The sequence below is a fragment of the Paenibacillus sp. CFBP13512 genome (genome assembly GCF_005233705.1).
GTDB classification, from domain to species: domain Bacteria; phylum Bacillota; class Bacilli; order Paenibacillales; family Paenibacillaceae; genus Saccharibacillus; species Saccharibacillus nuruki.
Genome location: NZ_QGAD01000005.1, coordinates 99646 through 124739, shown reverse-complemented (window position 1 = coordinate 124739; position 25094 = coordinate 99646). Strand labels below are relative to the sequence as shown.

The following is a 25094-nucleotide window of genomic DNA, read 5'->3' as shown; positions in this document are numbered from 1 at the left end:
ATAGACTGTCTTATCCCAATTAGCAAGAAAGTGAACAGAAGGAATGAGATAAGTCATTCCTCCTGTTCACTTTTTTTATCTATTTTACATTAATATATGTTACTACTTATCCATGCATCGGATTACTCAGGTCTAATTGACGATATTGAATCGCTTCTGCAATATGAACCGCTTCAATCTGCTCCATATTTTCCAGATCAGCAATCGTTCGAGCTAATTTCAAAATTCGATCTCTAGCTCGCATACTCATTCCTAATTGTTCAAAAGCCGTTTCTAACAGTTGGTTAGCAGAATCAGATAAAAAGGTATATTCACGTAACCATTTACCTGATAATTCACTATTCCAATGAATATCCAAATGCTGATAGCGATTCAATTGAATCTGGTGTGCTTGCTCTACGACAGCACGCATACTTGCCGAATCATAGCCTGTATCTTCTGTTCCTTCTTTGGCTCGTTGCCAATCTTGCTCGGTAGGACGAGGCACTTCTATTTGCAGATCTATTCGATCCAATAATGGACCTGAGATTTTGGAACGATAGCGAGCAATCTGACTATGACTACATGTGCAAGGATGAGCAGCATGTGTACTCCCTAGATATCCACAAGGACAAGGATTCATCGAACCTGCTAATAAGAAATTAGCGGGGAATGAAAATACAGCTCGTGCTCTACTGATCGTCACTTGATGATCTTCGAGCGGCTGTCGCAATACTTCTAATACCGATCTTGGAAACTCTAGCAATTCATCTAAAAATAATATCCCTTGATGCGCCAGGCTGACTTCTCCCGGCTTAGGTATACTTCCCCCTCCAATCAATCCTGTAACTGTTGTACTGTGATGAGGGGCGCGAAAAGGACGCACAGAGATTAAGCCAGCATTAGAGTCTTTGAATCGTCCTGATACACTAAAAATTTTAGTCACTTCCAGTGCTTCAGCATCAGTTAAGACAGGCAAAATAGTAGGTAGACGTTTAATCAACATCGTTTTTCCTGTACCGGGAGGACCTAATAATAAGATATTATGCATTCCTGCGGCAGCAATCATTAATGCTCGCTTCACATGTTGCTGTCCGAATACATCTCCATAATCTTCTTGCATCGATGACGTGGGATGCTGGATATGTTCTTTTTTGACCTTTTGTACACGTAATGGGGACAGAATGACCATTTTGCGTGGATCTGATTTCTTTTTCGATTTATTCATCGAATCATCTATCGCTGTAGCGAGTTTCTGTTCATTGGGAGAAGAATGAGCATGAATCTGTTTTACTTTAATCTCAGGCTGACCGGGTAAAGACATGTGGAAAGATTCAATATGATCTTGCGATACAGGCTGATTTGCTTTCCTATCGGAATCATGTTGTGAACCAGCAAACAAATCATTTAGATGATGAATAGCATATACCTCTATACCTTCTACTAACGCAGCTTCTGTTGCATTTTCTTGAGGAACCAATACTGCTTTTAACCCATGCTGACGAGCGGTATCGACCATAGACAACACCCCCGGAACAGGTCGCAAAGTCCCATCTAATGCTAATTCTCCAATTAACAAGATTTGATCTTGATCCGGCAAAAAAATCTGATCACTTGTTGTCAAAATACCCATCGCAATCGCGAGATCAAAGGCTGAACCTTCTTTACGTAAATCTGCGGGTGCCAGATTGATCGTTACTCGTTGATTAGGAAAAGTAAATCCGCAATTTTTAATCGCAGAACGCACTCTTTCGATCGATTCTCGAATCGCTGAATCGGGTAATCCAATAATCGCAACCATGGGTAGACCGTTCGATAAGTCTGTCTCGACTTCCACCATAACTCCATTGATTCCATGCAAACAAGCGCTAAATAATTTACCATACATAATAAAAAAACACCCTTTCTCCAAAAACCTTGTTAATCTCGCAACTGATTACAGTGCGGATAGAACTACCGGTTTATTGAAAAAGGGTGCTTCCTCTATTTTCAATAGATTTTATTTACAACTCATTATACAAAAGCAGCTACGATATGCTCCAACTCTACCACTTGATAGGAATGATTCATCTGAATCGTTATCACATCATAGCGAAAAGGAAAATGTGACTGCCCTTTGTGATGCGCATAGACTTCTGCGGTTTCCCGAATTTGTTTTTGTTTGCGCCAGTCGACAGATTCAGCGGGCGTGCCATATACATCACTTGTACGACTTCGCACTTCTACAATCACAATCGTGCCTTCGTAAAAAGCAATAATATCCAACTCACCACTACGACAGCTCCAGTTGCGATAACCAATCTGATAGCCTTGTTGTTCTAAATAATAAGCAGCGGTATCTTCGGCAATACGTCCTTTGTATTTGCGATCATCTGTTTTCACCAATCATGACCGCCTCGATTCAAATTCTTATCTGCACGATAAATAAAGCTAAGCACTTCAGCAACTAGTTCAAACAATTCACCCGGAATTTGTTGATCAAGATCAAGCTTCGACAATACTTCAACTAACGCCGCATCTTGTTGCACAGCTACTCCTGCTTCTTGCGCTTTTTCTAGAATACTTTCGGCAATTCTTCCTTTACCTTTGGCTACTACTATCGGAGCTGAATTTTGATTTGGATCGTACTTAAGGGCAACGGCTCTTTTGGCTCTCATTGCCATATCGTCTTTGGGTTTATTCATATTTTCATATCCACCCCTTTGTAATCAGGCGGTGCATAACGTTGTAAAAGATCATGATCTGACATACCTGTACTGTTTTCATTAGTAGCAATGGATCGAACAGGCATGGCATCTACTTTAAGAGATAACAATTGATAACCTAATGCACTCATCGCTGTAGCCATTTCTTCACGTTTACTTTCAACAAGAGGTGCGAGTTGTTCCAGATCATTATGCACTTTAAGAGTAACGATTTTGTCTACGACATGCACATCGACAAGAGTAGGTCCTAATGAATGCATATCTAGGTCAAACCATAGTCGGCAATTAGAAGCGTCTAATTCCCCTTTAGGGCCACGGCGAGATTGAATCTGTACAGAAGCTGTTTCCTGTCCATCTGGACCTTTAAATGGAACAAACATCGTGACCTGTGCAAAAGGAGCAGTACGATCTGTATTTAGCAATAATTGCTGACCTGTTAATTGCTGAACCAGCTGTTGGGCGGCTTCTTTCAACGCTGGAGGAACATCATCTGCGGCTGTCAATTGAAGTAAGATTCCTTTTAATGTATCTTGAACTTTGCTCACAGCATCATCCGTATTCGAAGCCATTTGTTGTGCAATGTGAGCTGGATTTGTCGCATCTACACTATTACGGTTATTTAGAAGTGCAGGATTCAGTAAAGGATCTGCTTCTATTGGTGTATTCTGCGCATTAATTGCTGCTTGTGCCTGTGCATTGGCAGTCACTTGCTTCGGATTCATGGTGTTTTGCAATTCGGCATCTGGAGCTATCTGATCTGGATTTGTTGCGATTTGTTGGAGTCCATTCGGATTAGCCACACGAGCTGTAGGTGCAGGCAATAGTTCTTCTAATGTAGGATTTGGCATACCATTAACCATATTCATATTAGACTGAAGAGCTGGATTAGCATTACGAGCCGTTGTAGGGTCTGTTGATGCTTGCGCAAGTCCATTAGCTCCCAAAGATGTGGTTGTCTGCTCAGAGCGTGTAGGTACAGCTTCAGGGGCTGTATTATTTACACTTGCACGTGCTACTTGTTGTTCATGCTCTGCTCCAAGCAATTTCAACACACGACCCAACCACGGTTCTGTTGCTTGAGCTTTGGGACTACCTGTTGCTGCTGTATTTGTAGAATTAGCCAGAACTGATGGAGCATCCTCCGCAGTGTTTGACGGACTAATCGTTGTAGAAGCATTTGTCGTTGTCCCTTGTGCTTGCTGTGTTGGATTATTGGCTGTTGTGGTCACAGGTGCTGTTGGCGATTGAGGACCATTTGGATTAGGTACAGATGGTAAAGTCATTTTGCCACTATTAACATCTGTATCTGGATTGGCAGATTGTGCAACGATACTTCCCAATTGATCCAGTACCGTTTGTAATTTACCCAGTAACACAGATGTGGGATTATTATTTTGTGCTGGATTAGCATTTCCTTGAACTGCCTGATTAGGTGTCGATGGATTCGATGCTACATTCTCTGGCGCTTGATCGCTAGTTGTACCTTTACCTAGATTCGATGCATTTTCTTGTACTTCTGTCACGGTAGCACGAACCAGATTATCCAGATTGCTTAACAGATCATGAAGAGGAGGTCCAAATATCGCTTGCTGTAGACCGCTCACACTCTGTGCTGTCACAGGTAGACCCCGCTGAATCGCTACAGCCGCAGATTGTACCCATTCACCTACAGGTACACCAGCTGGCTTTTGAAACAGTGTTGATTGTATATTTTTGACGTTATCGGCATTAAGCGTTATACCCGACGCTCTCATCTGAGTAATCATTTCACGATTTTCTTTGGTATCTGGCAAGTTAAATGATTCTAATACTTCTCCCATCGACGCATTAGATAAAGGATTCGATGGATTGCCTGTTACAGGTTTTAAAACAGGTAACCCGTCTGAATCAGGAGCTTGTACTTGTAATAATGTAGTTGCTCCTTGTTGTAAAGGTGTCTCTAATTTGGCTCTGACCTTCACACCTTGAATCTGGACAACTGCTTCTTGCCCATCTTCCGATATGCTTGTCACCACTCCGCGGACGACTTGACCTTCTTTCAACTCCATTTGCCGTGCTTCACCTGGCTTGCTATCGCCTATAAGCCCACGGAATAGTGATCCAATATTCATAGTCATCCCTCCTATCATCTTTTCTAGTTCATCATGATCTCTATTTTTGTATCACTAACAAGTAGACTATAAATAACTTCAACATTATGAAGACCATTTGTAGTCGATGCTTATGTATATTTTGATTTACGATTCGTCCTTTTGGTTATCTTATTTATCGGTTAAAAAGTGTCTAATGATGAGGATATGTCTATACAAAAAAGAACCCGCTCTTTATTGTAAGATGCGGGTTCTTCCCATAGCATATCTATTGATATCTTCACATAAAGTAATATAGATGCATAATAAATCATTCTATCTTAGAATTCAATACCTTGATGTCTAAAATAAAGTGGGTTGTTCGAGTAATAAATTGCCCAAAAAGCTTTTGCGATGTAATGGTGTAATCCCCTGCGCAATAATCTGAGCACGATGAACTTTGGTCGCGTATCCTTTATGACCAGCAATACCATAGCCTGGATATTGTTCTTCCCATTCACCCACACACAGACGATCACGAGTGACTTTGGCAATAATCGACGCAGCCGCAATACTATGACTATTCGCATCACCTTTGATAATCGAGCGTTGCGGAATATCAAGATCGACCTTTTCAGCATCCACGAGAATGTAATCAGGAGATACGCTTAATTGTTGCAAAGCGATCTTCATCGCTAGCCTGGCAGCTTGCTTGATATTAATCTCATCAATCGTTGCTGCGTCTACATAACCAACACCTACAGCGAGTGCTTGCTCCATAATCTGATCATAGAGTTGCTCACGCTTTTTCTCAGACAGCTTTTTGGAGTCATTCACGCCTTCAATGATTACACCTTCAGGCATAATTACAGCTGCCGCAATCACATCTCCAAATAGACAACCTCGTCCTACTTCATCTACACCTGCAATATGGTGATATCCTTCTGTAATACATTCACGTTCATATTTTAACAATTCTGACATGATGATTCCTCCAATACTTAAGGAGTCTCCATGGAGATTCGTCCCATTTTACCTGCACGCAACTCACGCAAAATAACTTTGGACGCTTTTTCTAAATCAATGCGTCCACCACTCATTAAGCAACCACGTTTACGACCGATTTCTTCCATAATTTCTACGATTTCATTCGGGTTTTCGAAATCTTGTGGTTGTTCAGATAATTCAAAACGTTCAGCGATATTATCCCAATAGTGCTTGCAGATGTATTTCATTCCGAAATAAGCTACATCTTCTACGTTCAGAATTTCTTCACGAATAGCGCCTGTTACTGCTAGCTTATAACCGATAATTTGATCTTCAAATTTAGGCCACAAAATACCCGGTGTATCTAACAGTTCCATTTCTGTACCGACTTTGATCCACTGTTGCCCTTTGGTTACACCTGGACGGTCACCGGTCAAAGCAATACTTTTTCCTGCAAGACGGTTGATCAAAGTCGATTTACCTACGTTGGGAATCCCTACAATCAATCCACGCATAGGACGTTGATTCATGCCTTTAGCAGCACGTTTGTCACGCTTGTCTTTCAACAAGACTTTAGAACGTTCAGCGATCTCTTTGATCCCTTGTCCACTTGCAGAGTCTAAAGGAAGAACAGCATGTCCTTCTTCTTTAAAATATTCAACCCATTCTGCTGTCACTTTGGGATCAGCCAAATCGGATTTGTTCAAAATAATCATTCTCGGTTTGCCCTGCAAAATCTCATCAATCATTGGATTACGACTGGAGAGTGGCAGACGTGCATCCACGAGTTCAATAACCATATCGATTAATTTAAGCTTTGCCTCGATCTGGCGACGTGCTCTTGTCATATGTCCGGGAAACCATTGAATAGCCATCGGTTTTCCCCCTTACTTCTTTAAATTAGCTGTCCGTATATGTTAGGCAGCTTTATTGTTGAACCCACTTCGCATCACTAAACGGCCAGAAAATAACATCTGCACGTCCAATAATATCTCCAAGCGGTATATAACCGATCATACGACTGTCTTGACTGTTGGAACGATTATCTCCCATTACGAATACATGACCCGCAGGTACAGTTCCATCCGGGAAATTCTCTGTTGGGAAATTGTTAATATTATAATCGCTACCTTGTGCATGTGCATTATCCAATGCCGATTGGATATAAGGCTCACTGATTTCTTTACCATTGACAGTAACTTTATCACCTTCAACTTTAACAGTGTCTCCAGCAACAGCGATAACACGTTTGATAAAGTCACGATTTTGTGAAGGAACTTTCAGTACAACTACTTCTCCAGGTTGCGGAGTACGAATATCGTATAGAATTTTGTTCACGATCACACGTTCACCCGTATGAAAATTCGGTTGCATGGATGGACCGTCTACAATAAACGGTTCAAACAAGAACCAGCGGATAACGACAACAAGTAACAAAGCAACCACAATCGCTTTAATCCACTCTTTCGTTTCGCTTTTCTTTTTCTTCTCAGGTTGTATCGTTCCTGAATCTGGAGTACCTGTGTTGAGAGGTTCTTGTACTTCTGTCGTATTTGCTGCATGTACTTCATTGTTAGATGGTTTTGTGTCTTGCTCCATAGGCCATGCCTTCTTTCCTGGTTTAATTGGCGCTTTGTATATGTACCGACTAACATACTAGGACTAATCCTTATGCTACGTATACCAAGTACCTATACGATTTCACTCTATCTATTTTACACACAATTTTGTAAAAACCAAATTTTGAAGGATTCTATTCGTCAAGAAATACAAAAATCCCGTCTACAGCCGTGTATAAAGGCTGTCCGGCGGAATCGGATGTGAATCATTATCTTAAATAACAGCGTAAAAATAACGAAAAGGGCTTGTTTCACCAAGCCCTTCTCAATCGCGTATCCAAAAGGATTAACGACGCAATTCTTTAATTCTAGCTGCTTTACCGCGAAGCTCACGAAGATAGTACAATTTCGCACGGCGAACTTTACCACGACGAGCTACTTCTAGTTTATCGATTTTAGGTGAATTTACTGGGAAAGTTCTTTCCACACCTACACCGTAAGAAATTTTACGTACTGTAAAAGTTTCACCGATGCCGCCACCTTGGCGTTTGATTACAACTCCCTCGAACAACTGAACACGTTCGCGAGTACCCTCGATTACCTTAACATGCACTTTTAAAGTGTCGCCTGCACGGAAATTAGGGATATCTTTACGAAGTTGATCTTGAGTAATTTCTTGAATGATATTCATTAATAACTTCCTCCTTCCACACAGATGTTCATACGTCTCAGGGAATAATTCCTCATCATTGATCGTAGAGGACCATCAGATTCACACAACAGTCTAATATTATCATAGATCCTTATAGAATAACAACACTTTTTCAAAAAAAGTTAAAAGATATATCCACTTTAAATCATCTTTGATTCATTATCTATATAGTTAACTATTCAAAATCACTTTGTTCTAGTAGATGTTGTAGACTTTTCAAGCGATTGATTTCTTCTTCAAAAGTAAGATGATCTGTTAATCGACTATTTTCTAACGCTCGTATTCTTGCTGTCTTTTTGTGATCAATACTACGATCAATTAATTTCATGACTGTATTACGTCCACTATAATCAGCGATAAAATATTTTTTGTACGATTCGACTTCGATATACATAAGATAGGCAAATTCAGGTAGCAAACGATTGATCACAATCGTAGCATCCTGTTCTACAAATTCTTTATTTAAAACTGAAGCATATCCCTGACTACGCAAGTCACTACTTAATCGATCCAACCATTGCACATATTCCTGTTGCAAATCATTCATGGTGTCCAAACTCCTATTCTTTGGGCTTATCCAATTCCAATATGTACATAGAGATACAAAAAAGAATTTCCCCATAATCGACCTCTACAGATCTTCATACAGCGAAATTCTTAGATATATTTAGTTAACTACGCTGATTGTTAAGCCATTGGCGTTCTTTGGTTGTCAAATCAGCTTGTTCTAACAATTCTGGACGACGTTCTAATGTACGAAGTAAGGATTGTTCACGGCGCCACTTTTCTACATTAGCATGGTGACCGGATAATAAAATATCAGGTACTTTCATCCCTCTATATTCGACTGGACGTGTATAATGTGGATATTCTAGCAAGCCTGTGCTAAACGAATCGGTTACCGCACTGTTGGCATTCCCTAATACCCCTGGTAAAAGGCGTACAATGCTGTCTACAGCCGCCATAGCCGGTATTTCACCGCCAGTAAGCACATAATCACCTATTGATATCTCATCGGTTACCAGATGCTCACGAATACGTTCATCATATCCTTCATAATGACCGCAGATAAATATCAAATGTTCTTCCTGAGCCAATTCTTCAGCTTTGCGTTGGGTAAAAGGCTCCCCCTGTGGACACATCAAAATAATACGTGGAGATACAGATGTTGATGCAGGTGCCAAATCTTCCACAGCATCAAAAATAGGCTCAGGCTTGAGCACCATTCCCCCGCCTCCACCATAAGGTGTATCGTCTACCGTACCATGTTTGCTTTTAGAATACGTACGAAAATTAATCGCATTTAATTCTACAATACCTTTGGCTGCGGCTTTACCCAGAATGCTAGAACCAAATACACCGGTAAACATTTCCGGAAATAAGGTTAGCACATCGATCTTCATCATTCCAAAAGACCTTCCATCACATGAATCAGTACCTTTTTCTCTTTAACATTAATATCAAGCACCACATCATGAATATAAGGAATCAATACTTCTTCGCCTTTATCTGGACGAACGACCCATACATCATTAGCACCCGGTTTTAAAATATCTACAATCTTACCGATTTTGATGCCTTCTTCTGTAAAGACTTCACAATCTAGAATTTCATGAAAATAAAATTCATCTTCTTCTAACTCGATGATATCATCTTTAGAAACTTTTAATGTCCAACCTTTATATTTCTCTACTTCGTTAATATTGCTAAATCCTTTAAAACGAACTACATACATATTTTTTTGCAAACGAGAACTTACGATTTCAACTTCAAGTTTATTCCCGTTTTCTTCATTAATCATCCAGAGCTTTTTGCCTTCAGCAAAACGAATTTCAGCAAAATCGGTATTCGGATATATTTTGAGTTCTCCGCGGATACCATGTGTATTTGCTACTTTACCTACAGTTAAAAATTGTTCAGTCATGTTATTCTCCTCTAACCTGTAATCTATATTTGATCGTATTTTGATTGAAAATGTACGAAAAAGGGCTAGGACATCATCCTAACCCTCTTTCGTATATTTTTAAGACATTATATCAACGGTCACCCGTTTATTAGTCTTGACTGCTGCTGATGTAACGACCGTGCGGAGAGCCTTGGCGATACGTCCTTGCTTGCCGATCACTTTACCAGCATCGTCCGGATGGACGCTAAGTTCGTATACGATCAAGTTCTCTTTTTCCACAACGTTCACTTTTACATCATCGGGATGATCCACGAGAGCTTTAGCAATAACCATTACTAATTGTTCCATAGATACTCCTCCGAATCAGCAATTATTTTTGCTGTTTAAGCTCATGAAACTTTTTCATAACGCCCGCTTTGCTAAGCAAGTTGCGAACGGTATCAGAAGCTTGTGCTCCTTGTTGAAGCCATTGAAGAGCTTTTTCCTCATCAATCTTAGTTACAGAAGGTTCTGCAACTGGATTATAAGTACCGATTTCTTCGATGAAACGGCCATCACGAGGGGACCGAGAATCGGAAACCACGATACGATAGAAAGGCGCTTTATGAGCACCGATGCGTTTTAGACGAATACGTACTGCCACGAAAATTCACCTCCTTCAAATTAATTCAATAATATATACATTGCATTTCCTGAGTTTAACGGAAAGGAAACTTCATTCCCTTGCCACCCATTTTTTGCATTTGTTTCATCATTTTATTGTTCTTGCCGCCGCCCTTAGGATCCATCATATCCGAGAACTGCTTCATCATACGGCGCATTTCATCGAACTGCTTGATCAGACGGTTTACTTCTGCAACAGAAGTTCCGCTACCTGTAGCAATCCGTTTACGACGACTATGATTAATCACTTCTGGATGTTGTTTCTCCTGAACAGTCATCGACTGAACAATTGCTTCAATACGTCCAACTTGCTTATCATCAACTTGAAGATTTTGGTTTTTCATTTTTCCCATACCCGGAATCATGTCCATAATCTGATCAAGTGGTCCAAGCTTTTTCACTTGATCCATTTGCTCTAAGAAATCTTCGAATGTAAATTCGGCATTACGCATTTTGCGTTCCATTTCTTTTGCCTTATCTTCATCGATATTCATTTGAGCTTTTTCGATCAAGGATAACATATCACCCATACCTAGAATACGTGAAGCCATACGCTCTGGATGGAAAGCTTCCATTGCATCTAGCTTTTCACCAAGAGTAGTGAATTTGATCGGACAACCCGTTACGGCTTTGACAGACAATGCTGCACCACCACGAGTATCTCCATCAAGCTTAGTTAAGACTACACCTGTTAATTGCAATTGAGTGTTAAAGTTCTCGGCTACATTGACTGCATCCTGACCTGTCATCGCATCTACAACTAACAGAACTTCATCCGGATTCACTAATTCATGAATCTGGCGCAATTCATCCATCAATTCTTCATCAATATGCAAGCGACCTGCTGTATCAATAATCACGTAATCATTATTGTTATTTTTGGCTTCTTGCAAAGCTTGACGAGCAATCTCAACTGGACTTGTCTGATCTCCCATCGTAAATACCGGTGTATTGATTTGCTCTCCCAGTACTTGCAACTGTTTGATCGCTGCTGGACGATAAATATCGCCTGCAACCAGTAAAGGACGATGATTTTGCTTTTGAAGCATTTTGGCTAGTTTACCAGAGGTTGTTGTTTTACCAGCACCTTGCAACCCGACCATCATAATAACGGTTGGTGACTTCGCTGCTTTGGCAAGTTTGGACTGTGTTCCACCCATCAACTCGGTAAGCTCTTTATTAACAATGTCGATAATAACCATGCCTGGTGTGAAGCTTTCCATCACATCTTTACCGACCGCTTTTTCTTTCACTTTGGAAATGAATTCTTTTACGACTTTGAAATTAACGTCTGCTTCAAGTAACGCTAACCGCACTTCGCGCATTGCTTCGTTTACATCTTCTTCAGATACTTTACCTTTACCACGAAGTTTGCTAAATACGTTTTGCAGTCGTGTTGTTAAGCTTTCAAATGCCATGTGTCTTCACCTCCGTTTATTTCACGTTAAATAATATATGGTCTGTATATCTATATCGTACTTCTTTACATGTATAAGTATATATGAATTAATCGTTGGCTTCCAAGCGCTCTACAATATCCATCATTTGCGATTGATATTCATGTGTCACTCCACTTGAAGACAATGTCGATTTGAGCTCTTCTAAATCACGCACACGGCGATAATGCTTTTCCATCAGACCAAGCTTTTCTTCGTACATTTCTAATACTTGCTCTGCACGCTTAATATGCTCATACACCGCTTGTCGACTAATACTGAACTCTGCGGCGATCTCTCCTAGAGAGTAATCATCATGAAAATAGTATTTAAGGAACATCTGCTGTTTGTCTGTAAGTAGAAGCTCGTAGAAATCAAATAATGAATTAATTCGGGTCGTTTTATCGAGCCGATTCTCTTGACTCATATGGGGCACTCCCTCCGTCAAGGAAAAACACTTTACACCTCATCAACGTTCTATATCATAGCAAAAAATAAAATAAGATGTCAAGCATAATTACTTAACATCTTATTACTTTTATAAATGAGCTTCAAATATCGATCATTCAAGCCCAAAATATGAACTTTTTACGTCTATTTATCTATTACAAATGAATCGGCAAAACATAAAATAAAATCATAAAGAAATGCAAAATGCTACCTGCTAGCACAAACAGATGCCAAACCGCATGATGGAAAGGAAATCCACGCCAGACGTAAAATATCGTACCCAGCGTATACATTAATCCACCAATAGCTAGTAGAATAATGCCACCGCTTGCCATATTCGTTGTCAATGGTTCCCATGCGATAACAATTAACCATCCCATTAAGATATAGAAAATCGTCGACATAAATAGAAAACGTTTGACGAAGTATGCTTTAAACGCACATCCTAAAATGGCGATGCCCCATACGATTCCAAATATACTCCAACCCAGTGCCCCTTTGACAACAATTAACATCAAAGGTGTATATGTTCCTGCAATAAATAGATAAATGGCTGAATGATCAAAAATCTCAAATAAATCTTTGGCTTTGCCATCTCTGAATCCATGTACTAAGGTAGAACTGGTATACAACAACAGCATGCTGACTCCATAAATCGTAAAGCTTACTACATGCCATGGTGTACCTTTAAGTACAGCAAAAACAATTAAAATAACTAATGCAGCAATACTAAGAGCAGCTCCTATACCATGAGTTACTGCATTTGCTACTTCTTCTTTACGGCTATACGTATGTGTGAGAGCCATAAGTCACTTCCTTTCTTCGATCCAATCTTATCCCTATGCTATATGATCTACTTGATGCTTAAATGTTATGTAAGTAACTCTAGATCGTATCTGATAACGAAAATAAAAAGCAGTAGAAATCGGATAAGAGTTATCTCATTTCCGTTTGATTTCTACTGCTATTATAACTCAGTTCTGTATGAAGATGCTACTTTGGCAATTTGGCCCTACTCTTTGGAATCCGTCTTTTCAGCTTCTTCCTCTTCTTGAATCAATCCTGCAAATAAAGCATGAACAAACTGTTCACTATCAAACGGTTGTAAGTCATCAATCTTCTCGCCTAGACCTACAAATTTAACCGGTAAGTCTAATTCTTGACGAATGGCTACCACGATTCCACCTTTAGCAGTTCCATCTAATTTGGTCAATACCAGTCCAGTCACGCCACTTTTCTCACCGAATAGTTTGGCTTGGCTTAGTGCATTTTGACCTGTTGTCGCATCAAGTACCATCAGTACTTCGTGCGGAGCATCTGGAATTTCACGTTGAATTACACGGAAGATTTTGTTCAACTCATCCATCAGATTGCTTTTATTCTGTAAACGTCCTGCGGTGTCGCATAACAATACGTCTGCTCCACGCTGCTTAGCTGCGCGTACAGCATCATACATCACTGCTGCTGGGTCAGAGCCTGATTGTTGCTTAATCACTTCTACGCCTGCACGTTGGCCCCATACTTCTAATTGCTCAATAGCTCCCGCACGGAATGTATCTCCTGCGGCAAGCAACACTTTTTTACCTTCTTGTTTGAAACGGTGTGCCATTTTGCCAATTGTTGTTGTTTTACCTACACCATTGACACCTACAAATAAAATAACTGTAATTCCACCTTGTTGCATATTTAAGCCTGTATTTTCGTTTCCACGAAGTAAGCCCGTTAACTTCTCAGATAATACAGGTTGTAGTTCAGCAGCATCTTCGATTCGGCGAATACGAACTTCTTCACGAAGATCATCAATAAGCTCCATCACGGTATTTACGCCTACATCAGCACCGATAAGAATTTCTTCTAATTCTTCATAGAACTCTTCATCAATTTTTTTGCGACGAATTACAAGGTCTGATACTTTTTCAACAAACCCTTTGCGTGTTTTTTCTAAACCATCGCGGAACTGTTTAGTTACTGTTTCTGTTTTTGTAGAAATGCTGTCTTTTAACTTTTTAAAAAAGCTCATGAGATTCCTCCAGATGATCAATTATATATAGTCCATAATAAGCCTATCAAAATGTAAATAGATTAAGCGATATCTGCTTCTTCATCGTCCAATTTAACAGAAACTAGCTTCGAGACGCCGCCTTCTTCCATCGTGACTCCATATAGCACATCAGCTTCTTCCATAGTGCCTTTGCGATGAGTCACTACGATAAACTGTGTTAATCCTGAAAACTCTCTTAGATACTGTGCAAACCGCACTACGTTCGCTTCATCCAGTGCCGCTTCTACTTCATCGAGTACACAGAACGGTACAGGTTTAACTTGTAAAATGGCAAATAACAATGCCATCGCTGTTAATGCTCGTTCGCCACCAGAAAGCAATTGTAGATTTTGCAACTTTTTACCCGGTGGTTGGGCAACAATATCAATTCCTGTTTCAAGCATACGTTCAGGATCGATCAATACCAAGTCTGCACGACCTCCACCAAACAACTTACTAAATACCGTACCAAATTGACCACGAATCGCATCAAATGTGACTTTGAAGCGTTTGGACATTTCTTCATCCATTTCGCGAATGACTTGATATAGTGTTGTTTTGGCTTCGACCAGATCGTTTTGTTGAAGCGTCAAAAATTCATAACGTTCATTCACACGTTGATATTCTTCGATCGCTCCTAGATTTACTTCACCCAGATCCATGATTTTGGATTTCAGATGACGCACTTCTTTTTCAGCCACTTCAATATCTTCTGGTAATTCATAATCTCTTTTTGCCATTTCGTAAGTGAGTTCGTAATCTTCACGCAATTTGGCTAAAATATTTTCAAGTTCTACATCCAAGCGATTGACTTGAATTTCTATTTTGCGCAATTCATCTTCAACGGTTTTGAGTTCGTTACGCTGTTCGCGTGTTTCGTTTTCTTCCAGTTCTAACTTTTGTTGAAGTCGTATTCGTTCTGCACGTTTCAATTCAAGTTGTTCACTGGTTTCTGTACGTTTACGGCGTAGACGTTCCAAATCAGTACGTTGCTTCGTTTGTTCACGCTCATTTTTTTCCAAATCTTTAAGAATAACAGCCAGTTGTTCTCGATTGCTCTCCAACTCTTGACCATAATCTTGTGATTCTTCCTGTGAACGGGATAATTGTTCTTCTAGTGAGAAGATTTCTTGACTCAGTTTACCTTCACGAATTTTGAGATCAGTTACTTTTTCTTGCAACTGTTCTTTAGCAGACTCATTCGATTTACGCATTTTTTCTGCATTTTGGATACTATCTTGAATCGCTTGCTCTTGCTTTTGCAATTCAATTAGTTTCTGTTCTGCATCTTTACGAGCTTTGGCAATCCCTGCAAGTTCTTCAGTATAGCTACTTGTCTCTTGTCCATACAATTCATATTGTTCATTCACATGACGTAACTCATGCTCGATTTGTTTGAGTTCGCTTGCGACCTGTTGTTCTTCTGTACGCTTACGATCCCCATCCGCTCGCAATTGATCCAGTCGATGTTCATGATCTTGCAGACGCTTCTGCACATCAATAATTTCTTTTTGCAGACGTTTCACTTGAGACTCGCTTTCAGTGATCTCATTTCCCAACTGATCCAATTGGCGTTTACGTCCAAGTAAATTATTATTCTTTTTGTGCTGACTACCCCCGGTCATCGATCCACCTGCGTTGACAACATCGCCCTCAAGCGTCACGATCCGGTAACGGTATCCTAATTTGCCTGCGATACGGTTGGCTTGCTCTAACGTCTCTGCAATGACTACACTGCCGATCAGACTACCGACTATCGATGCATAACGCTCATCATAGTCGACCAGTTCAGCACCAATCCCGACAAAACCTTCTGCACTTTCAGCAAGTCGTTTGTCATTATCCTGCATTTTGCGTGGACGAATAACATCAAGAGGTAAAAATGTAGCTCTGCCTAATTGACGTTGCTTCAAAAATGCTATCGCTTTACGCGATACTTCTTCATCTTCCATCACCACATGCTGTACTGAAGCACCAAGCGCCGTTTCCATTGCCAGTTCTAATTTCTCAGGCACGGTGATGAGTTCGGCTACAGCCCCGTGTACTCCGTGCAGTTGTGAGTTACGTGAAGCTTTGAGCACTTCTTTAACGCCTAGCATAAAGCCTTCAAAGTCTTCTTGCATTTCCTGCATCGTATCCCGGCGAGACACTAATGCTTCACGACGTTGCTCCCATTTGCGAATGGCTGTCTGCATTTCTTCGCCAGACTTCTGTAACTTATGCAATTGCTCACTATGTTGAATATAATCAACACGTACTTTAGCAATTTCTTTAGCTAATTTATCCGTCTGTAGGGCAGAAGCAGCTTTGCTATCTTCGAGACGTTTTTTCTCGGCTTTCCATTTACCAGATTCACTTTCTGCTCGTACCATACGGCGTTGTGTATTCTCGGTCTGCTGATCTGCGTACCGAATTTCATTACGAGCTTGTGCCATCGTATTCATCAGTTCTAGCAATTCGCCTTTCAAGCTTTCTTCCTGATGTTGTCCGATACCACCATTAATCTGGATCAGGCTATTTTCTTCTTGAGTAATATTTTGCTGTAGCTCTTGCAATTGCTTCGTTAAGGTAGCAAACTTGGTCTGTAATTGTTGGCTTTCTCCTGTACGCTGACTGGTACGTTCTTCACTACGCTCTAAAGCTACACCTAATTGCTTTTGATTTTGTTCTAAATTTAGACGGCGTTCTTTGAGTAATTCACCCAGACCTTCTGATTTCTCCGTCTGCTCGCTATATTGAAGCAGTAATCCTTGTAGTTGCTCTACAGCTTCTTCTGCTTCACGAAGAGCACCACGTTCACTTTCAAGCTTCTCATCATGACCGGATACAACACTTGCTAACTTTTGCTGTACTTTTTCCAGTTCAGCCATTTTGGTACTTGCTGTACTCCATGCGGTATGAATCCGTTCGATACCATGAACATAGAGCGATATTTCTTTATGTTTAAGCTCTTCTTTGAGTTCTTTGAAATGAATCGCTTTGGTAGATTGTTCTTTTAGGGGTTCAATCTGATCTTCTAATTCATGTACAAGATCATAGATACGTAACAAATTCTGCTCGGTATCATCTAATTTACGAACCGCATCTTTTTTACGAGACTTGTATTTCACAATTCCAGATGCTTCTTCAAAAATACCCCGACGATCTTCCGAACGAGTACTTAGTATTTCTTCGATACGTCCTTGCCCGATAATCGAATAAGCTTCTTTCCCTATCCCTGTATCCATAAACAGCTCGGTAATATCTTTTAGACGACAAGATTGTTTGTTGATCAAATATTCGCTATCTCCACTACGGTGTACACGGCGCGTAATCGTAACTTCGCCAAAATCGAGTGGTAGCGTCTGATCCTCATTATCAAGTGTAAGCGACACTTCTGAATAACTTACTGCCTTCCGACTATCACTACCTGCAAAAATAATATCTTCCATTTTGCCACCACGAAGAGACTTGGCACTTTGCTCACCAAGCACCCAGCGGATCCCGTCAGATATATTGCTTTTACCGCTACCGTTTGGTCCGACAACGGCGGTAATACCTTTCACAAATTCCATTTCTGTCTTATCCGCAAAAGATTTAAATCCTGCTAATTCTATTCTTTTCAGGAACATAGTTCGTTGTTCACCTCTACTGCTATTGTAGCATAATTACCTGCTGTTTCATCAATGGAAAAAGAGCAAAAAGCGGTCGATGCCTCTTGATTCACGCAAGCTGGCTGTGACTGCTCTTTGCTCTTTGTTTGTCCTGTAATTGTCAGAAAAGAGAACGGTTTATTTCAACTTCAACCGATTCAATGCCGCGGCAGCTGCCCGTTGCTCTGCTTCTTTTTTAGAACGCCCGGCTCCCTGACCTAAACTCTCTTCTCCCATACATACTTCCGAGACAAACTCCCGCTCATGTGCAGGGCCTTTCTCTTCAATAATACGATACTCCAGTACTCCCATATTGTGATGCTGAGTTAACTCCTGAAGCTCGGTCTTGAAGTCCATCATCTGGAACTGCCCACCTGGAGAAATGCCTGAGAATACATGTGCGTTTAGAAAAGACTTCACAGCTTCTAAGCCTTGGTCCAGATATAATGCTCCAATAAAAGATTCAAAAACATCAGCGAGCAGTGCTGGACGCTGACGTCCGCCTGTCAATTCTTCTCCCTTGCCAAGCAAAACGTATCTGCCAAAGTCGAGCGCTTCCGCAAACTTCACCAACGAAGGCTCGCATACAATCGCTGCACGCAACTTCGTAAGTTCACCTTCAGGACGCTCAGGATATGCATTGTACAGGTACTCCGACACTGTCAATTCCAAAACCGCATCACCCAAAAATTCCAAACGTTCATTGTCTTGATGTTGACTAAAACGATGTTCGTTCACATACGAAGCATGTGTGAACGCCTGTTTGAGTAATTGACGGTTTTGAAATTGGATTTGAATTTGCTGTTGTAGCTGTTTCACATCTCCGTTCAAGAAACTGACTCCTTACACTTCAAATTTCTTCAGGATGACTGAGGCATTATGCCCCCCAAATCCAAAAGAGTTGGACATTACTACATTCAAATCTGCTTTGCGCGCTTCATTCGGCACATAATCTAAATCACATTCAGGATCTTGATTATGCAAATTGATTGTAGGAGCGATAATCTGATTTTCTAAAGATAGTGCACAGATTACAGCTTCAATACCACCAGCTGCTCCTAAAAGGTGACCTGTCATCGACTTGGTCGAACTTACAGCGATGTTATACGCATGATCGCCTAATGCTAATTTGATTGCTTTGGTTTCAGACTTATCGCCTACAGGAGTCGATGTACCGTGAGCATTGATATAATCAATATCTTCCGGTGCAATACCTGCACTACGAATCGCCATTTTCATACAACGAGCTGGACCATCAGGATCAGGCTCTGTCATATGGTGAGCATCTGCGCTTAGTCCATAACCAATCACTTCAGCGTAAATATGAGCTCCACGTTTTTGAGCATGTTCCAGTGATTCAAGAATCATAATTCCTGAACCTTCACCCATTACAAATCCATCACGACCGGTATCAAACGGACGACTTGCGGTTGTTGCATCATCGTTACGTGTAGACATCGCACGCATCGCACAGAAACCACCCAATCCCGAAGGACGAATCGTTGCTTCAGCACCACCGGTAATCATAACGTCTGCTTCACCATCACGGATAAATTTGAATGAATCTCCTATGGCATGACTACCACTTGCACACGCACTGACAGGAGCCAAGTTAGGTCCTTTAGCGCCGTGAAGAATAGATACATGACCAGAAGCCATATTCGCAATCATCATTGGAATAAAGAATGGACTTACTCGCTTTGGTCCTTTTTGCATCAAAATAGCATGCTGATCTTCAAATGTACCCAGACCACCAATACCTGATCCGATAATAACCCCAACACGCTCAGGATCTGTATCTTCTGCAATATTAAGCTTACTGTCTTTCAAAGCTTCAACCGTTGCTGCTTCTGCAAATTGAACAAAACGGTCCATTTTGCGAGCTTCTTTACGTTCCATATAATCTTCTGCATTGAAGTCTTTCACTTCAGCAGCAATTTGCGTAGGATAACCACTGACATCAAAACTTTCAATGGTACTTACACCGGATTGACCGGTAATGATATTATTCCAAAATGTATCTTTGTCTTTACCAAGGGAAGTCATAACTCCCAAGCCTGTAATTACTACTCTATGCTTCAAACACATTCACCTCTATATCGACTGCATGTGTATATTTTGTGTTCCATCCAAAAGACGCCAAAATGAGGAGAAGTCCCGGCCCGCTAACAAGCAGGTAACGGGACTTTAGTTAAGCCTTAGGTATGAGATTGTATGTAAGTTACAACTTCACCTACGGTCGTAATTTTCTCCGCATCTTCGTCAGAAATTTCCAAGTCAAACTCATCTTCCAATTCCATAACAAGTTCCACTACATCAAGCGAATCTGCGCCAAGATCATCTTTAAAAGATGATTCCAATTTAATTTCAGCTTCGTCAGCTCCCAAACGGTCAATAACGATGCGTTTTACACGATCCAAAACATCAGACATCCGTTTCACCTCCTCTTCCAAAGTATTATACGAAAATCACACGTAAAAAGCCACATATCCCTAAAAGAGATATTGTACTTCTTTTACATGTACATACCGCCATCCACATGAAGCGTCTGTCCTGTCATGTAAGAAGCTGCTGGTGATACTAAGAAAGAAACAACCGATGCAATTTCTTCGGGTTGACCGAGACGTGCAAGCGGAATACCTTCTAGCATTTTGTTACGCAGTTCTTCACTCAGTTCATCCGTCATATCTGTTGCAATAAATCCGGGCGCCACACAATTCACTGTGATGCCACGTGAAGCTAATTCTTTTGCGGATGCTTTGGTTAAACCAATTACACCTGCTTTGGCTGCGACATAGTTGGCTTGTCCAGGGTTACCCAGTACACCTACTACAGAAGAAATATTAATAATACGACCGTAACGTTGTTTCATCATCGGACGTGTAACCGCTTTGAGGCAATTAAACACACCTTTGAGGTTCGTCTCAATGACTTGATCAAATTCGTCTTCTTTCATTCGCATGATCAGGTTATCACGGGTAATTCCTGCATTATTAATCAAAATGTCGATTTTACCAAAAGTTTCGTTAACTTGTTTGACCATAGCTTCGGCTTCTGTAGCTATTCCTACATTAGCACGAACAGCAAAAGCTTTGACGCCTAACTCTTCGATCAGACGTACGGTTTCGTTAGCAGCATCTTCACTACCCGCATAGTTAACTGCGATATCTGCTCCAGCTTCTGCTAGTGCAATCGCAATACTACGACCTATGCCTCGTGAAGCTCCTGTAACCAAAGCAGATTGTCCTTGAAGTGGCTTACTCATAACATACGCATCTCCTTTTCAAATGAATCATCTGATCCGGCTTCTGGAGGGAAGATTAAACTTCCACTTGAAGTGCTTCTATACTTTCCAGACTGCTTATATTAATCAAGCGTACATTTTTATCTATTTTTTTAATTAATCCTGTTAATACATTACCAGGGCCAATTTCGATAAAAGTATCTACACCTTCATGAATCAGAAAACGAACACTATCTTCCCATAATACAGGAGAGTATACCTGTTCTACCAGTAACGCTTGAATATCGCTTCCCTGAGTCACTGTTTTGGCTGTTACGTTCGCCACAACCGGTACAATCGCATCACGGAAAGATACCGTTTGTAAACGCTCAGATAATTGATCTGCTGCTGATTTCATCAAAGAAGAATGGAAAGGCCCACTCACTTCAAGCATAATCGCACGTTTGCCACCGATTTCTTTGACTCTTGCTGCTACAGCATTTACGCCTTCCACCGAACCTGATACTACAATCTGTCCGGGACAGTTCACATTAGCCAGTTCCACTGCATGTCCTGTAGCTGAAATCTCAGCACACAATGCCGCTAAAGGTTCGCGTTCTGCTCCAAGTACAGCAGCCATAGCTCCTTGACCGGATGGAACAGCTTGCTCCATATATTGACCACGTGCACGTACAATCGCTACAGCTTGATCAAAATCCAAAGCATTAGCGGCTACAAGAGCACTATATTCTCCAAGACTATGACCTGCTACATAATCAGGTGTAATATTTTTAGATTTTAAAGCTTCAAACAAAGCGATACTTGCCGTTAACAAAGCAGGCTGTGTATTCGCTGTTTGTTTCAATTGCTCTTCAGGCCCTTCAAAAGCAAGTTCACTGATACTAAAACCTAATACTTCATCAGCTGTTTTGAACAACTCTGCTGCTTGAGGTAATGCATCGTAAACGTCTTTTGCCATACCTACTTTTTGAGCGCCTTGACCTGGAAATACAAATGCTATTTTACCCATAGGAATCATCTCCTCCCTATTATCTGTTACCAATCAAATTCGTTGGATTACCATACTAATACAGATGCGCCCCAAGTTAGACCGCCGCCAAAACCAACCATAACGACACGATCGCCTTCTTTGATTCGTCCTTGTTCCACAGCTTCTACTAATGCTAGTGGAATAGATGCCGCAGAAGTATTCGCATATCGATCAACATTGATCATCACTCGATCTTCTGACAACTCTAGACGGTTCATCGCGGATTGAATAATACGGATATTCGCTTGGTGAGGAATCAAAATATCGATATCATCTTTAGTCATTCCTGCTTTGCGAAGAACTTCATCGGTTGCTGAACCCATCACACGAACGGCAAATTTGAAAACTTCACGTCCACCCATACGAATATAATGTTGATTGTTGCTTAGCGTTTCTGCGGAAGCTGGCAATCTTGAACCACCTGCTGGCATTGTTAATAATTCGCCACCAGAACCTTCAGCACCAAGATCAAATGATTTAAATCCACGACCTTCGCCCACTTCACCGATAATTACTGCTCCAGCACCATCACCGAACAACACACAAGTGTTACGATCAGTATAGTCTGTAATACGTGATAACGTATCTGCTCCAATAACCAAAGCATTTTTATATAAACCCATTTGCAACATACTTGTTGCAGATGCTAGTGAATAGACAAATCCAGAACACGCTGCTGATAAATCGAAAGCCGCCGCATTTTTTGCACCTAATTTATCTTGCAAAATACAAGCGGTTGAAGGGAAAAAGGTATCTGGTGTAATCGTAGCTACTACAATTAAATCCAATTCTGTTGCATCCATACCTGCTGATTCCAATGCTTTGATGGCTGCTTCATAGGCTAAATCAGAAGTTGCTTGCTCTGGAGCTGCAATATGACGCTCACGAATACCTGTACGACTGACAATCCATTCGTCATTCGTTTCAACCATTTTTTCAAGATCTGCATTTGTTAATATTTTTTCAGGAACATATTTTCCTGTTCCGATAATACCGATAGGTAAAACATTAATCATTGGTGTCACTCTCTTCCCACTAATTTCCTCATCGTTTTCGTTCCACGTCATTACGGTGGGGATGGATAAAACATGACGCAAGATGCTTATTGTATAACTTCTTTAGATATATTTTCAACCAACTGATTGCTGATCGCTATTCTTGCCTGACGAACAGCATGCTTAATGGCTCCAGCGTCAGATGAACCATGACTTTTGAGAACAAGTCCGTTCAATCCAAGTAAAGGAGCACCTCCATGCTCTTTGTAATCTAGCTTGCCCTTGAGACTGCGAAGTTCGGGCATTAATAATGCGGCCCCAATCTTGGTCTTGAGCGATTTGCTAAATTGTTGTTTGAGCAGTGAAAACATCGCTGATGCTGTACCCTCAAGTGACTTTAACATAATGTTCCCTGCAAAACCATCGCAGACCAACACATCACAGACTCCATTAAGTACATCGCGTGCTTCTACATTTCCTACAAAATTAATAGGCAATGCTTCTAGTAACGGGTAAGCTTCTTTGGTTAATTCATTGCCTTTGTTGGCTTCTGTACCTACGTTCAATAATCCTACACGCGGGTTAGTAATACCATGAACTTTGTCTCTATAAATGCTACCCATCAGCGCATACTGTGCTAGATGTTCTGGTTTTGCGTCCATATTAGCTCCAAGATCAAGCGCAAGTGTTCCGCCATCGTCAATCGTTGGAATCATAGGCGCCAGCGCAGGACGCTCAATGCCTTTAATACGACCAACAACGAGCAAGCCTGTTGTCATCAGTGCGCCTGTATTCCCTGCTGAGATCATCGCTTGAGCATTGCCTTCTTTGACCATGCGACCTGCTACAACCATTGAAGCGTCTTTTTTACGACGAACAGCTTTGACGGGCTCATCTTCTGCTTCAATAATTTCAGTCGTGTGTACTATTTTTAAGTTGGATGGAATCTCTGTCAGTAATGCTCGAATACGAGTCTCGTCTCCAACTAAAATGATCTCGGTATCTTTCCATTCTTTGGCGGCTTCGAGTCCACCTAATACATTGCTGTCTGGAGCGTGATCTCCGCCCATCGCATCAATGGCGATTATCATGATCTACTCCTCCTTCATGCTGTTCTTCACCATCTGAACGATAGATTGTAAAGTTTCCTTGAAATACCATTTCTTCACCAACATACGTCAGTACTTCTACTTTGGCTTTTCCTTTACGTGCAGGATTAGATTGCACATATGCTTTGGCAATACACTTCTCACCCAGATGAACCGAGCGGACAAATCTGATATCTGCCGATGCTGTCAAAGCAATCGCATCATTGATCACAGCGACCGCTAATGAATTCGCCTGTGCAAAAATGTGATGTCCACGTGCAATCTGTGTACGAGAAAATATATGTTCTTCACGAATCTCAAAAATAGAGATTCCACTTTTGTCGAGTTGCAGATCAACAACATCTCCGATCACTTCATCTAGAGGAAGTGATTTTACCTGATCGTAGGAGCGCTCAGCCATCAATTTCATTCGCTCACGCAACTCCGGTATTCCAAGTTCCATTCGATCTAGACGAATCGTCTGAATACTGACTTTTAATTGTCTGGTTAATTCTTGATCAGTCACAAACGGATTCTCTTCGATAATCTTCACGAGCCGTTGTTGGCGCTGCCGTTTGGGCAAACGTTCGATGGCTAC

General features: G+C 41.0%; 26 protein-coding genes. All 26 read right to left on the bottom strand.

What is annotated here, in order from left to right; all coding sequences use genetic code 11:
- Window positions 1–106: 106 nt before the first annotated feature.
- Window positions 107–1867, bottom strand: a complete 1761-nt coding sequence (locus tag PaeCFBP13512_RS09280; protein WP_137222678.1) for a YifB family Mg chelatase-like AAA ATPase — start codon at window positions 1865–1867, stop codon at window positions 107–109.
- 125 nt (window positions 1868–1992) lie between these two features.
- A complete protein-coding gene (locus PaeCFBP13512_RS09275) occupies window positions 1993–2361 on the bottom strand; it encodes a YraN family protein (RefSeq protein ID WP_241669336.1) in 369 nt (122 codons plus the stop codon).
- Entirely contained in the window at window positions 2358–2663 is a 306-nt protein-coding gene (locus tag PaeCFBP13512_RS09270) for an EscU/YscU/HrcU family type III secretion system export apparatus switch protein (protein WP_069327406.1), read from the bottom strand. The genes PaeCFBP13512_RS09275 and PaeCFBP13512_RS09270 overlap by 4 nt, the downstream gene beginning before the upstream one ends.
- Window positions 2660–4795 carry a hypothetical protein gene (locus PaeCFBP13512_RS09265; RefSeq protein ID WP_137222676.1) on the bottom strand — a complete coding sequence of 712 codons (2136 nt, stop codon included), beginning with the start codon at window positions 4793–4795 and terminating at the stop codon, window positions 2660–2662. The genes PaeCFBP13512_RS09270 and PaeCFBP13512_RS09265 overlap by 4 nt, the downstream gene beginning before the upstream one ends.
- Before the next feature lie 321 nt (window positions 4796–5116).
- Entirely contained in the window at window positions 5117–5737 is a 621-nt protein-coding gene (locus tag PaeCFBP13512_RS09260) for a ribonuclease HII (RefSeq protein ID WP_137222674.1), read from the bottom strand.
- Between the two features lie 17 nt (window positions 5738–5754).
- Complete coding sequence (gene ylqF, locus PaeCFBP13512_RS09255; RefSeq protein WP_069327409.1) at window positions 5755–6615, bottom strand: ribosome biogenesis GTPase YlqF; 861 nt, start codon at window positions 6613–6615, stop codon at window positions 5755–5757.
- Between the two features lie 52 nt (window positions 6616–6667).
- Window positions 6668–7339, bottom strand: a complete 672-nt coding sequence (lepB, locus tag PaeCFBP13512_RS09250; RefSeq protein ID WP_137222672.1) for a signal peptidase I — start codon at window positions 7337–7339, stop codon at window positions 6668–6670.
- A gap of 306 nt (window positions 7340–7645) precedes the next feature.
- The gene (gene rplS, locus PaeCFBP13512_RS09245) at window positions 7646–7990 is read right to left on the bottom strand and encodes a 50S ribosomal protein L19 (RefSeq protein ID WP_069327410.1); all 345 of its coding nucleotides are present in this window, start codon (window positions 7988–7990) and stop codon (window positions 7646–7648) included.
- 196 nt (window positions 7991–8186) lie between these two features.
- Window positions 8187–8558, bottom strand: coding sequence for a hypothetical protein (locus tag PaeCFBP13512_RS09240; RefSeq protein ID WP_137222670.1), 372 nt, complete (start codon window positions 8556–8558; stop codon window positions 8187–8189).
- 124 nt (window positions 8559–8682) lie between these two features.
- Window positions 8683–9414 (bottom strand): tRNA (guanosine(37)-N1)-methyltransferase TrmD, encoded by a 732-nt coding sequence (gene trmD, locus PaeCFBP13512_RS09235; protein ID WP_137222920.1) that lies wholly within the window; start codon window positions 9412–9414, stop codon window positions 8683–8685.
- Complete coding sequence (gene rimM / locus PaeCFBP13512_RS09230) at window positions 9414–9935, bottom strand: ribosome maturation factor RimM (protein ID WP_137222668.1); 522 nt, start codon at window positions 9933–9935, stop codon at window positions 9414–9416. The genes trmD and rimM overlap by 1 nt, the downstream gene beginning before the upstream one ends.
- Window positions 9936–10034: 99 nt before the next feature.
- The gene (locus PaeCFBP13512_RS09225) at window positions 10035–10265 is read right to left on the bottom strand and encodes a KH domain-containing protein (protein WP_069327413.1); all 231 of its coding nucleotides are present in this window, start codon (window positions 10263–10265) and stop codon (window positions 10035–10037) included.
- Window positions 10266–10287: 22 nt separating this feature from the next.
- Entirely contained in the window at window positions 10288–10560 is a 273-nt protein-coding gene (gene rpsP / locus PaeCFBP13512_RS09220) for a 30S ribosomal protein S16 (RefSeq protein WP_069327414.1), read from the bottom strand.
- A 55-nt stretch (window positions 10561–10615) separates the two neighbouring features.
- A complete protein-coding gene (ffh, locus tag PaeCFBP13512_RS09215; RefSeq protein WP_069327415.1) occupies window positions 10616–11998 on the bottom strand; it encodes a signal recognition particle protein in 1383 nt (460 codons plus the stop codon).
- A gap of 88 nt (window positions 11999–12086) precedes the next feature.
- A complete protein-coding gene (locus PaeCFBP13512_RS09210) occupies window positions 12087–12443 on the bottom strand; it encodes a putative DNA-binding protein (protein WP_069327416.1) in 357 nt (118 codons plus the stop codon).
- 178 nt (window positions 12444–12621) lie between these two features.
- Window positions 12622–13272: a PAQR family membrane homeostasis protein TrhA gene (trhA, locus tag PaeCFBP13512_RS09205; RefSeq protein WP_069327417.1), complete on the bottom strand. Its 651-nt coding sequence runs from the start codon at window positions 13270–13272 to the stop codon at window positions 12622–12624.
- A gap of 206 nt (window positions 13273–13478) precedes the next feature.
- Window positions 13479–14486: a signal recognition particle-docking protein FtsY gene (gene ftsY, locus PaeCFBP13512_RS09200; protein ID WP_069327418.1), complete on the bottom strand. Its 1008-nt coding sequence runs from the start codon at window positions 14484–14486 to the stop codon at window positions 13479–13481.
- A 62-nt stretch (window positions 14487–14548) separates the two neighbouring features.
- A complete protein-coding gene (gene smc / locus PaeCFBP13512_RS09195) occupies window positions 14549–18118 on the bottom strand; it encodes a chromosome segregation protein SMC (RefSeq protein WP_137222666.1) in 3570 nt (1189 codons plus the stop codon).
- 159 nt (window positions 18119–18277) lie between these two features.
- Window positions 18278–18970: a ribonuclease III gene (gene rnc, locus PaeCFBP13512_RS09190; protein ID WP_069327420.1), complete on the bottom strand. Its 693-nt coding sequence runs from the start codon at window positions 18968–18970 to the stop codon at window positions 18278–18280.
- A 12-nt stretch (window positions 18971–18982) separates the two neighbouring features.
- Complete coding sequence (fabF, locus tag PaeCFBP13512_RS09185; protein ID WP_161594245.1) at window positions 18983–20221, bottom strand: beta-ketoacyl-ACP synthase II; 1239 nt, start codon at window positions 20219–20221, stop codon at window positions 18983–18985.
- Window positions 20222–20337: 116 nt separating this feature from the next.
- Complete coding sequence (acpP, locus tag PaeCFBP13512_RS09180; RefSeq protein WP_069327422.1) at window positions 20338–20571, bottom strand: acyl carrier protein; 234 nt, start codon at window positions 20569–20571, stop codon at window positions 20338–20340.
- An 83-nt stretch (window positions 20572–20654) separates the two neighbouring features.
- Entirely contained in the window at window positions 20655–21404 is a 750-nt protein-coding gene (gene fabG / locus PaeCFBP13512_RS09175; protein WP_137222663.1) for a 3-oxoacyl-[acyl-carrier-protein] reductase, read from the bottom strand.
- A 55-nt stretch (window positions 21405–21459) separates the two neighbouring features.
- Entirely contained in the window at window positions 21460–22392 is a 933-nt protein-coding gene (gene fabD / locus PaeCFBP13512_RS09170; RefSeq protein WP_137222661.1) for an ACP S-malonyltransferase, read from the bottom strand.
- 47 nt (window positions 22393–22439) lie between these two features.
- A complete protein-coding gene (locus PaeCFBP13512_RS09165) occupies window positions 22440–23429 on the bottom strand; it encodes a beta-ketoacyl-ACP synthase III (protein ID WP_137222918.1) in 990 nt (329 codons plus the stop codon).
- 86 nt (window positions 23430–23515) lie between these two features.
- Complete coding sequence (gene plsX / locus PaeCFBP13512_RS09160) at window positions 23516–24499, bottom strand: phosphate acyltransferase PlsX (RefSeq protein WP_069327426.1); 984 nt, start codon at window positions 24497–24499, stop codon at window positions 23516–23518.
- Window positions 24483–25079 carry a transcription factor FapR gene (fapR, locus tag PaeCFBP13512_RS09155; RefSeq protein ID WP_069327427.1) on the bottom strand — a complete coding sequence of 199 codons (597 nt, stop codon included), beginning with the start codon at window positions 25077–25079 and terminating at the stop codon, window positions 24483–24485. The genes plsX and fapR overlap by 17 nt, the downstream gene beginning before the upstream one ends.
- Window positions 25080–25094: the final 15 nt, after the last annotated feature.

Bases quoted from the DNA above. Each gene is read 5' to 3' on its own strand.
- PaeCFBP13512_RS09280 (WP_137222678.1), bottom strand. From the start codon at position 1,867: ATGTATGGTAAATTATTTAGCGCTTGTTTGCATGGAATCAATGGAGTT.
- PaeCFBP13512_RS09270 (WP_069327406.1), bottom strand. From the start codon at position 2,663: ATGAATAAACCCAAAGACGATATGGCAATGAGAGCCAAAAGAGCCGTT.
- PaeCFBP13512_RS09265 (WP_137222676.1), bottom strand. From the start codon at position 4,795: ATGAATATTGGATCACTATTCCGTGGGCTTATAGGCGATAGCAAGCCA.
- PaeCFBP13512_RS09260 (WP_137222674.1), bottom strand. From the start codon at position 5,737: ATGTCAGAATTGTTAAAATATGAACGTGAATGTATTACAGAAGGATAT.
- ylqF (WP_069327409.1), bottom strand. From the start codon at position 6,615: ATGGCTATTCAATGGTTTCCCGGACATATGACAAGAGCACGTCGCCAG.
- lepB (WP_137222672.1), bottom strand. From the start codon at position 7,339: ATGGAGCAAGACACAAAACCATCTAACAATGAAGTACATGCAGCAAAT.
- rplS (WP_069327410.1), bottom strand. From the start codon at position 7,990: ATGAATATCATTCAAGAAATTACTCAAGATCAACTTCGTAAAGATATC.
- PaeCFBP13512_RS09240 (WP_137222670.1), bottom strand. From the start codon at position 8,558: ATGAATGATTTGCAACAGGAATATGTGCAATGGTTGGATCGATTAAGT.
- trmD (WP_137222920.1), bottom strand. From the start codon at position 9,414: ATGAAGATCGATGTGCTAACCTTATTTCCGGAAATGTTTACCGGTGTA.
- rimM (WP_137222668.1), bottom strand. From the start codon at position 9,935: ATGACTGAACAATTTTTAACTGTAGGTAAAGTAGCAAATACACATGGT.
- PaeCFBP13512_RS09225 (WP_069327413.1), bottom strand. From the start codon at position 10,265: ATGGAACAATTAGTAATGGTTATTGCTAAAGCTCTCGTGGATCATCCC.
- ffh (WP_069327415.1), bottom strand. From the start codon at position 11,998: ATGGCATTTGAAAGCTTAACAACACGACTGCAAAACGTATTTAGCAAA.
- PaeCFBP13512_RS09210 (WP_069327416.1), bottom strand. From the start codon at position 12,443: ATGAGTCAAGAGAATCGGCTCGATAAAACGACCCGAATTAATTCATTA.
- trhA (WP_069327417.1), bottom strand. From the start codon at position 13,272: ATGGCTCTCACACATACGTATAGCCGTAAAGAAGAAGTAGCAAATGCA.
- ftsY (WP_069327418.1), bottom strand. From the start codon at position 14,486: ATGAGCTTTTTTAAAAAGTTAAAAGACAGCATTTCTACAAAAACAGAA.
- smc (WP_137222666.1), bottom strand. From the start codon at position 18,118: ATGTTCCTGAAAAGAATAGAATTAGCAGGATTTAAATCTTTTGCGGAT.
- acpP (WP_069327422.1), bottom strand. From the start codon at position 20,571: ATGTCTGATGTTTTGGATCGTGTAAAACGCATCGTTATTGACCGTTTG.
- fabG (WP_137222663.1), bottom strand. From the start codon at position 21,404: ATGAGTAAGCCACTTCAAGGACAATCTGCTTTGGTTACAGGAGCTTCA.
- fabD (WP_137222661.1), bottom strand. From the start codon at position 22,392: ATGGGTAAAATAGCATTTGTATTTCCAGGTCAAGGCGCTCAAAAAGTA.
- PaeCFBP13512_RS09165 (WP_137222918.1), bottom strand. From the start codon at position 23,429: ATGATTAATGTTTTACCTATCGGTATTATCGGAACAGGAAAATATGTT.
- plsX (WP_069327426.1), bottom strand. From the start codon at position 24,499: ATGATAATCGCCATTGATGCGATGGGCGGAGATCACGCTCCAGACAGC.